This window comes from Amycolatopsis sp. NPDC039088 (assembly GCF_055598845.1).
In genome coordinates this window covers 527,590-536,379 of sequence record NZ_JBVKAE010000001.1, presented here as the reverse complement: position 1 = coordinate 536,379, position 8,790 = coordinate 527,590, and the positions used below count along the sequence as shown (strand labels likewise).

Sequence of the window (8,790 nt, the reverse complement as noted above, 5' to 3'; positions counted from 1 at the left end):
GAAGAGTTGCCTGCTTGCGTAGTCACACGGAACACACAGCTCTCACTGCCCCACCCTGGAGGAGGGGGGGACGCCCCCCCCCCCCCCCCCCCCCCCCCCCCCCCCCCCCGCTCCCCCCTTTGGGCGTGGTGCGGCTCGGATTGGTGTTCACTGGGGGAATGGCCGTACACACGCACGACGACTTCGACTGGGCGGACCGTCTTCGAGCACTTCGCATGGCCGAAGCGCTCGACGCCGGGCCGACGCGGGCAGCGGCCCGACAGTTGCTGGAAGGTATGCCGGACGGGCCGACCATCCTCGACGTCGGCTGTGGCGCGGGCGGGATGAGCGTGCTCTTCGCCGAGGAACTCGCCTCCGCCGGCGCCAGGATCGTGCTGGTCGACGCGACCGAGCACCTGCTGGCAGAGGCACATCGGGTCGTCAGCGCGGCCGCAGGAGACAAGGCCACCGTCGAGACCATCCACGCCGACGTGGCCGACGACGAGTTGCCCGCGAAGCTTCCTGCCGCCGATCTGGTCTGGGCTTCACGCGTGGTCCACCACTTGCCTGACCAGCAAGCGGCAATCAACACCTTCGCCCGGCTCGCCCGCCCCGGCGGGTTGGTCGCCATTTCCGAGGGCGGCCTGGACTTCAACTGTCTTCCCTGGGATCTCGGCATAGGCTGGCCAGGGCTCGAGGGGCGGCTGCTCGCCGCACGAGGTGAGTGGTTCGCCGAGATGCGGGCAGGCATCCCTGGCTCCGTCTCGATGCCCTACGGCTGGAACATCGCGCTCCAGCGGGCAGGCCTCGACAACGTCGATTCCTTCGGTGTGCTCGTCCACCACCCGGCGCCCGGGTCGGAACTGCTGCGCGACTTCGTCGTCGAGCGGATCACTTGGTTGGCCGACGTGGCAGGCGACCGCCTGAGCGGCGACGATCACAAGACCGCGGCCGCCTTGGTGAATCCGGCGAGCCCCGCCTTCCTCGGCGCGCGCCAGGACCTCTTCCTGCAGGGGACGAAAACGATCCATTGTGGACGGCGGCCGTGACCGACCGGATCGGCTGCTCCTTGTGCGGCCGGATCCGTGGTGTCGACGAGGAAGCCGCGCAGACGCTCGCCTGGGTTTCCACCCGGGAGAAGAACGTCGTGCGATGGATGTGCCCTACCTGCGCTCGCCGCCACGCGCGCGACATCGAGGGAAAACTTCCGGACGAGTATTGGTGAGCCCTCAGGCGGCGTCGTCGATCTGACCGATCGTGCGGACCTTCGGGCGGGGCGTCCGTGCCGCTTCCGCATACCCCCTGACGAGCTCGGCCGCCACTTCCCTCGGAACCTTCCTCAGCTGGTCGATGGTGCAGCGGACCAGCACCGTCCCGGTCGCGGTCAGTGCCAGCGGATGAAAGTTCGCGGTGCCCTGTTTCGGCGCACGGAATTGCCACGCCAGGCCGATGTCGTCCCACCAGGCGTCAGCGGCGCCGATGGGTCGCCCACGCCGGTCGCAGATCGTCACGTTCCACGACGGCGAAGGCAGTGGGCAGCCGTCGAGCGCCTGCTTCGCCAGTCCGCACGCGTAGGTCTCTTCGGGATCGACACGACGCAGAGCCGCGCGGACCGCGGCTGAGCCTCGCCGGTTACCGGCATCGAGCTCCTCCCTCAGTTCTTCGAGCGTGCACAGGCCCCAATACAGCGGTAGCGAGATCAGTTCGTCGATCCGGGCCGGATCGAGCTCCAGACGAGCGAGATCGAGTGCCGCGCGGGCGGGTGGGGCGAACGGGACGCCGTCGATCAGGATCGGTGGCGGCATCCGTGTGGTTCTTCGGGGCAGCATGCCGGGTTCCGCCGGCACGCGCCGGTAGTCGGGGACGAGGAGGTGGACCTCGCGCGTCACCGAGCAGTCGACACCTCGCGCGCGAAGCGCGTCGGCACCCGTCACCACCACGTCCGGTCCGAACCGTGCGACAGCGGCCTGCAGCAGCTGAAGCCGGGTGGGCGCGGAGTCGCGCAACAGGATCACACCCGGCATCAGCCTTCGCCAAGGACCGCCCGGCCCGCAGAGCTTCGCGGCGTGACGAGCGGTCACGCCTGCTTTGCGAAGCTCGCGGCTGGTGATGATCCCGGACTCGCAGGTGTTACTGAGCGCCATCAGGCGAGCGCTTCGTGTAGTGGTCATACATCGAGGATGACCGTTGGGCCGTCCGGGTGGAACCGCTTCCGGAAAGTTGTGGACAACTCGCCCGAGCGACCCGGATTCTGGCTCAGTCCCCACGATCCCTGTGGATAACTTTTCAGGCCGCGAAGCCCGGCTGCCACCGTTCGACGATCGCGCGGGCGGGGATCTCCGCGTCGAGCTGACAGAGAATGCCCGTCGATCCGGCGGTGACGCGGTGGATCATGAGGTACTCGGGCGGCAGGTTGAGTGAGCGGCCGATCCGGAAATCCCGGCCGCGGGTGTCCCCGACCCGGCCTGCCTGACGCTGCATCCAGCGGCGGGTGAAATGAAAGGTCTCTCCCGCCAGCGGTTCGGTGAACGGGGCGAGGTAGGCGAGCACGTCGTCAGCCTGCAGATCCGCGTCTGCCCGGATGAAGCCGGACTCCCTGAGCAGCCGCATCAGCTTCGAGGACTTGCCGTCGAGCGCCAGCCTGGTCATCTCGCCCAGATGCTGCGGAATGCCTTCAGGCAACCGGGACACCCCGCCGAAGTCGATCACGCACAGCCTGCCGTCGGCGGTCAGCATGAAGTTGCCCGGGTGCGGGTCCGAATGCAGGAGATGGGCTCGTTCCGGCGAGGAGTAGTGGAACTCGGTGAGCAGGCGGCCGGCACGGTCACGCGCCTCTTTGTCGCCGCTGGCGATGATCTTCGAAAGAGGCGTGCCGGTGACCCACTCCGTGACGACGACCTTCGGTGCGCTGGCGACCACTCGGGGGATCAGGAAGCCCGGGACGCCGTCGAACGCCTTCACGAAGGCACGCTGGTTTTGAGCTTCTGCCTGGTAGTCGAGCTCTTCGTTCATCCGCTCGGCGAGTTCGGCCAGGAGAGGTTTCACTTCGGTTCCCGGCACGAAGGCCTGGAACAGCCTGCTGAAACGCTGAAGCTGGCGAAGGTCGCTCCGCAGTGCGTCATCGGCACCCGGGTACTGGACCTTGACGGCGACTTCGCGACCGTCGTGCCAGGTCGCGCGGTGGACCTGGCCGATGCTCGCGGCCGCCGCCGGTTCGTCGTCGAAGGCGGCGAACCGCTGCTGCCAGCTGCGTCCCAGCTGCTCGGCGAGGACTCGGTGGGTCTGCCGGGTCGGCATGGGCGGTGCCGCGGCCTGGAGCTTGGTCAGGGCCTCGCGATAGGGCTTCGCCATCTCATCCGGTACCGCGGCCTCGAAGACACTGAGGGCTTGGCCGAACTTCATGGCGCCGCCCTTGAGCGTGCCGAGGACCTCGAAGAGCTGTTCCGCTGCTTTCGCGGACAAGGTCGCACTGACTTCTTCGGCGCTCTGCCCGGTCAGTCGTCGGCCCCAGCCGCCGACCGCCCGGCCCGCTATGCCGAGCGGGATACTGGCCAGCTTCGCCGTGCGCGCAGCCCCTTTGCGGGGAATGTCGGTTTCACGGTCCTCGGCGCTGCGGGAGTCGGTCACCCTCGCGATTCTGCCTTGATTCACTCCGCGCGCGCAGCCTGTCGAGGGCGTGCGTGTGGGCTACGTCGCTCGCCGTATCACCGGGCGCCGCATCCGCATCCGCTGTGCGGCGGCCAATCGCGATGGCGGATCGCGCCGTCGAAGAAGTCGATCTCCAAGGTGGCGTTCCACGCGGGCGGTGCCTGGTCGCCGGGTGAGAGCAGCCGGAGTGCCTGGGCGGAGGCCAGTGCGGCGCACGCCTGCACGGCGCCGAGATCCGGTCGTTGCACACGTCCCGCGAGCTGGCTCGCCACCCTGGGCCAGGACTTGTCGAGTCCGGAACGGTGTAGGTCGGCGCAGCGCAGGCAGCTGCTGCGGCCGGGCACCACCAGCGGCCCGACGATGCCGACCCCGTCCCGTACTCGCACCGGCAGATGGCTGACGCCGTCTCGAACGAGCTCGTCGACCACTTCGGGAGCGGGCACCACGGCGTCGGCGAGCAGCGCGAGTTCCGGCTGACGGTCCGCGTAGAGCCGGGTGGTCGACGTGTCCGCCCCGGCGCGGTGCACCACCTGCGCCATCGCCTCCCTGCGCGGCATGCCGATTTCGGCCTCGGTGTAACCCGAACCCAGGTCTCGTGCGAGAACCGTGCCTGTCGCCCGAATATCGATATGTCCGATTCCGGCGTTGGCGAGCAGCACGGCGATGGCCACGGCCAGCCGCCCGTCGCCGTGGATGGCCACCGCGGTGCGCTTGCGACGTGCCGTCATGGCCGCCTGATGGTGGCGGGCGCGGAGCGACCACAGTCCTGTCTCCGGTCTCGGCTTCGGATGTCGCCCTGGCTCCCCGGCGTCGGTCACGAGCCCGCGGGCCGTCAGGTCTGTCATCAGGTCCCGCAACTGTTCGTCGTGTTCGCTCTGCGCGAGCACGATGTCGTCGGCGGCCCGTTTCCCGTCCAGTCCGCGGAGGGCTTCGGCCACCTCGGTGGCGACTCCGGCGACCACCACGGCGTGCGCGGGGTCGAGGCCGATCTGGATCTCGCCGTTCCCACGTTCCAGCACATCGAGGCCGGGAAGCAGGGCCGGGAAGGCGGGCAGGACGATAGATCGCAGATCCGGTTCGCGAAGGTTCATGATCGCAGGATCGCACCGCCCCGCTAACCGTCCACTAAGAAAACGCCGAGTTATCCACAGGCGTGTCCCGTTGTGGATAACTCGGGGCTGTGACCTTTCGGCTCTCGGAGTTGTCGGTGACTGGCCTTACCGTGGTCGAGTGGTCGAAGCACGGATGCCCTCATTGAGGAGCCGGGACAAGACGATTCCCCCGTCGGACACTCCCGAACACAAGGTCGAGGTACGGCGTAGCCAGCGCCGCCACCGGACTGTCACCGCGTACTGGGACGAGGACACCCTCGTCGTGCTGATCCCGGCCCGGATGACCCGGGCCGAGGAGAAGCACTGGGTAGCCGAGATGCAGCGCAAGCTGCTGCGCACAGGCCCGAAGCGGGCCGCGCCGCCGAAGGCCTCGGACGAGGCACTGCTGGCGCGCTGCGCCGTGCTCTCGGCGAAGTATCTGGACGGAAAGGCGGTACCCGCGAGCGTTCGCTGGGTGCCGCCGATGCGCACGAGGTGGGCGTCCTGCACGCCGGTCGACGCGACGATCAGGGTCAGTGATCGTCTGCGCCGGGTACCGGCCTGGGTGCTGGACTACGTCCTCGTGCACGAACTCGCGCATTTGAAAGAACCAGGGCACAACGCGGCGTTCTGGGAGCTCGTTCGCCGTTATCCCAAGACCGAACGCGCCATCGGCTATCTGGAGGGCCTGTCCTCCGCCGCCGGGTGGGGCATCGCGGCGGAGGACTGACGTGCCTCAGTTCTTGTCTTCGTCGCCCTTGTCCTTCTCACGCTGGGTGCGTTCGATCTCGGCGATCGGGTCGATGCCTTCGAGGGTCGACTCGCCATCGCCGAGACGTTCGGAGAAGTCGAGCGGCTCGTCGAGGTCCTCGGCGGTCGGCATGAGGTCGGGGTGGGACCAGAGTCCGTCCCTCTTCTCGATGCCGTGCTGGTCGCCGACCAGCTTCCACAGCGAAGAAGCCGCCCGCATCCGCCTCGGCCGGAGCTCGAGCCCGACCAGGGTGGCGAAGGTCTGCTCGGCCGGGCCACCCGTGGCCCGACGTCGGCGCAGCGTCTCCCGGAGCGCGTCCGCGCCCGGGAGGCGATCGCCGATGGCCTCGGCGACAACGACGTCGACCCAGCCTTCGACCAGCGCGAGCAGTGTCTCGAGCCGATTCAGCGCCGCCTTCTGCTCGGGCGAGGTCTGCGGCTCGAGCAGACCGGAGGACATGGCCTCTTCGATGCTGGCGGGGTTCGACGGGTCGATCTGGCCCGCGAGTTGCTCCAGTGCCGAGGTGTCGACGGAGATACCGCTGGCGAACTCCTCGACGGTGGCGAGGAGGCGCTGCCGCAGCCAGGGAACGTGGGCGAACAGCCGCTGGTGGGCGGCCTCGCGCGCGGCGAGGAAGACCAGCACCTCGCTGGTCGGCAGTTCCAGGCCCTCGGTGAACTTCTCGATGTTCGCCGGAAGGAGCGCGGAGGTCGCCGCGGGACCCAGCGGAAGGCCGACCTCGGTGGAGGTGAGCACTTCGGAAGCCAACTGAGCCAGGGCGTTGCCGAGCTGGGAGCCGAAGGCCATCCCGCCCATCTGCCCCATCATCGAGAGGAGCGGGCCGGCGGCCTGTTTGGCCTCCTCGGGCAGGGCCTGGACCCACGCGCCCGAGACCTGCTGGGCGACGGGGTCGCAGAGACGTTGCCAGGTGGGCAGGGTCTTTTCGACCCAGGTACGTGCGGACCACGCGACGGTCGTCGAGGCGCCGGCGGGCAGGATCGTCGCGGCGTCGAGCCATAGCTCGGCCAGGTGCGCGGCGTCACGGACGGCCGTGCTCGAGTCGCCGCCGCTGGACGGCGAAAAGCCGAGCTGGACGTCGCCGCTGTCACTGCTGCTGAGGTTCTGCAGCGCGATCTGTTTCGCCAGGTCGTAATTGACCGGCCCGGTCGAGCTGCCGGCCTGGCTGAGCATCTGGCCCAGCTGGCTGAGCATCTGACCGAGCTGATTGAAGGCCTCGGCGCCGGAGGGCTGGCCGCCGGAGTCCGACGGCTCGTTCTCGCCTCGTTTGTCGGGATCGGGCGGTCCGAAGCCGAACGGGGGTTTGCTCATGGCACCACCGTACGCGGGTCCTGGGACCCAGAGCTCGTCAACTGGAGTGATGAGCGTGGCCTTCACCGAGAAGCGAACACCGTCACCGTACGCTGTCACGCGTGACAGAGCCCTCGGAGGAGACCAAAGCAGCGCGGAGCCGTGCGGGGTCCGCGAGTGACCAGGACCGCTCCGAACGGCGGTTGACCCGGCGAGGCTGGACGCTGCTGGTCAGCGGTGCGTTGTTCGTGGTCTTCGCGCTGGTCGGGTTCTTCATCCCGGTGCCGTATGTGGCGATCAGTCCCGGCCCGACCTATGACACGCTCGGCAAGGACGCCGCCGGGCAGTCGGTGATCCAGGTCAACGGGCACGAGGTCTTCCAGACCTCAGGTGAGCTCCGCATGACGACGGTCTCCCTGCGCGATGGGGGCATCACCCTGTTCAACGCGCTCGGGCTCTGGGCGAGCGGCCGGTACGCGCTGGCGCCGCGCGAGGAGTACTTCAAGCCCGGCGAGACCAACGAGCAGGTCCGCCAGGAGAACATCCAGCAGCTGCAGGACTCGCAGACCGCCGCTCAGGTCGCCGCGCTGCGCCGCAAGTTCCCGGTGAAGGTGCTCGCGAAGACGATCGTCTCCGGCAGCCCGGCGGACAAGGTGCTCGCTCCGGGCGACCGGCTGATGGTGGTCAACGGGCAGACGGTCAAAGAGGCGACCGATGTGCGGGCCGCGCTGAACGGCACGAAGCCGGGGCAGACCGTGCAGATCACCTTCAAGTCCGACGGCCAAGCCGAGCGCACTGTGCCGCTCACGCTCGCGCAGCGGCCCGACGGCCCCGAAGGCTTCATGGGCCTGACCGCGGTGGACCGCGCGGATGTCCCGTTCGATGTGAAGATCTCGCTGCAGGACGTCGGCGGCCCGTCGGCCGGCCTGATGTTCGCGCTCGCGATCGTCGACAAGATGGAGCCCGGCGACCTCGCCGGTGGCAGGCATATCGCCGGGACGGGCGAGATCTCGGAGAAGGGTGTCGTCGGCCCGATCGGTGGCATCTCCTTCAAGGTGGTCGGCGCCCGCGAGGCCGGTGCGACCGACTTCCTCGTGCCCGCGCACAACTGCGCCGAGGCGAAGACCGCCGCTCCCGATGGCCTCAACCTGATCAAGGTGTCCACGCTGGACGAGGCGATCGCGCAGCTCGAGAACCTCAAAGCGGGCAGGCCGACCGCCTCCTGCTGACCGCCGGGGGAGCAAGGGACCTTTGCTATCGCCGACGGGTCTGACGAGAGCAAGGGACCTTTGGTATCGCTTCGGCCCGCGTCCGTGGCGGCGATACCAAAGGTCCCTTGCTCTCTTTTGCGGGTCAGGGTTGCAGCGTCGCCCTCAGGGCTTCGAGCAGGTTCGGAGCCAGTTCCGGGTTCTCGATGATCTCGTCGACTGGGACATCGCTGGCTTCCTCGGACTGTCCGGCACCGCGAAGCCGCATGACGCACGCTCCGGCGCCGTCCCGCAGCACCGCGGCCACGAGCCGGGCCTCGGTGCGGCGCGGGTGGTCGGCTGCCGCTTGGCGCAGGCGTTCGGCGTCGGTCTCGGGCACCACCGGAAGCTCGGCTTCGGCGTCCGGCGGAAGCACGATGATCTCTTGCGCGAGCGCGCAACCCAGTACGAGGTCCGGCCACGCGATCTGCGCCAGCGCTTCACCGAGATCACCGTCGGGCAGCGACTCCTGGGCGACGGGCGTCAGCGGGGCCGACGGGTCGAGTTGCCCGGCCAACTCGGGCTGCTCATCCAGCAGTGCCGCTGTCGGGACCAGCGCGAACAACTGCGGCGGCTGATCCCATCCTCCAGAGGCGACGAACTCCTCGACTTCGCGGGCCAGGCCGGCCACGCCCTGCTGCTCACTCGGTGCCATTGGCTCATCGTTCCAGGCGGTCATGGCGGCGGCCTTCCGAGTCCGGTTTGGGCGGGTTCCGGGAACTTCCGACCGCATCCGTAGAGTTAGAGCAATCAGGGGCCGCACGCG

General features: G+C 68.8%; 9 protein-coding genes. 4 read left to right on the top strand and 5 right to left on the bottom strand.

All coding sequences use genetic code 11. From position 1 onward, the window contains the following. The first annotated feature begins 158 nt into the window (after window positions 1-158). Both ACZ7KI_RS02270 and ACZ7KI_RS02265 read left to right on the top strand, forming a co-directional pair. Entirely contained in the window at window positions 159-1,028 is an 870-nt protein-coding gene (locus tag ACZ7KI_RS02270; RefSeq protein ID WP_470271427.1) for a class I SAM-dependent methyltransferase, read from the top strand. Beyond that, window positions 1,025-1,204: a hypothetical protein gene (locus ACZ7KI_RS02265; protein WP_470271426.1), complete on the top strand. Its 180-nt coding sequence runs from the start codon at window positions 1,025-1,027 to the stop codon at window positions 1,202-1,204. The genes ACZ7KI_RS02270 and ACZ7KI_RS02265 overlap by 4 nt, the downstream gene beginning before the upstream one ends. A 4-nt stretch (window positions 1,205-1,208) precedes the next feature. On the opposite strand, the gene ACZ7KI_RS02260 is transcribed toward ACZ7KI_RS02265, so the two are convergent. The 3 genes from ACZ7KI_RS02260 to ACZ7KI_RS02250 all read right to left on the bottom strand — a co-directional run bounded on the left by ACZ7KI_RS02260 (window position 1,209) and on the right by ACZ7KI_RS02250 (window position 4,718). Next, window positions 1,209-2,123, bottom strand: coding sequence for a hypothetical protein (locus tag ACZ7KI_RS02260; protein WP_470271448.1), 915 nt, complete (start codon window positions 2,121-2,123; stop codon window positions 1,209-1,211). A 142-nt stretch (window positions 2,124-2,265) separates the two neighbouring features. Further along, on the bottom strand, window positions 2,266-3,606 hold the full coding sequence (locus ACZ7KI_RS02255; RefSeq protein WP_470271425.1) for an ABC1 kinase family protein: 1,341 nt from the start codon (window positions 3,604-3,606) through the stop codon (window positions 2,266-2,268). 77 nt (window positions 3,607-3,683) lie between these two features. Then, window positions 3,684-4,718 (bottom strand): ubiquitin-activating E1 family protein, encoded by a 1,035-nt coding sequence (locus ACZ7KI_RS02250; RefSeq protein WP_470271424.1) that lies wholly within the window; start codon window positions 4,716-4,718, stop codon window positions 3,684-3,686. A gap of 163 nt (window positions 4,719-4,881) precedes the next feature. Here ACZ7KI_RS02250 and ACZ7KI_RS02245 point away from each other — a divergent pair, with 163 nt between their 5' ends. Next, complete coding sequence (locus ACZ7KI_RS02245) at window positions 4,882-5,448, top strand: M48 metallopeptidase family protein (RefSeq protein ID WP_470271447.1); 567 nt, start codon at window positions 4,882-4,884, stop codon at window positions 5,446-5,448. 6 nt (window positions 5,449-5,454) lie between these two features. Here ACZ7KI_RS02245 and ACZ7KI_RS02240 read toward each other — a convergent pair whose 3' ends face one another. After that, window positions 5,455-6,798 (bottom strand): zinc-dependent metalloprotease, encoded by a 1,344-nt coding sequence (locus ACZ7KI_RS02240; RefSeq protein WP_470271423.1) that lies wholly within the window; start codon window positions 6,796-6,798, stop codon window positions 5,455-5,457. A 203-nt stretch (window positions 6,799-7,001) separates the two neighbouring features. Here ACZ7KI_RS02240 and ACZ7KI_RS02235 point away from each other — a divergent pair, with 203 nt between their 5' ends. Then, entirely contained in the window at window positions 7,002-8,006 is a 1,005-nt protein-coding gene (locus tag ACZ7KI_RS02235; protein ID WP_470271446.1) for a YlbL family protein, read from the top strand. A 124-nt stretch (window positions 8,007-8,130) separates the two neighbouring features. On the opposite strand, the gene ACZ7KI_RS02230 is transcribed toward ACZ7KI_RS02235, so the two are convergent. Further along, complete coding sequence (locus ACZ7KI_RS02230) at window positions 8,131-8,679, bottom strand: PPA1309 family protein (protein ID WP_470271422.1); 549 nt, start codon at window positions 8,677-8,679, stop codon at window positions 8,131-8,133. Between the last annotated feature and the right edge of the window lie 111 nt (window positions 8,680-8,790).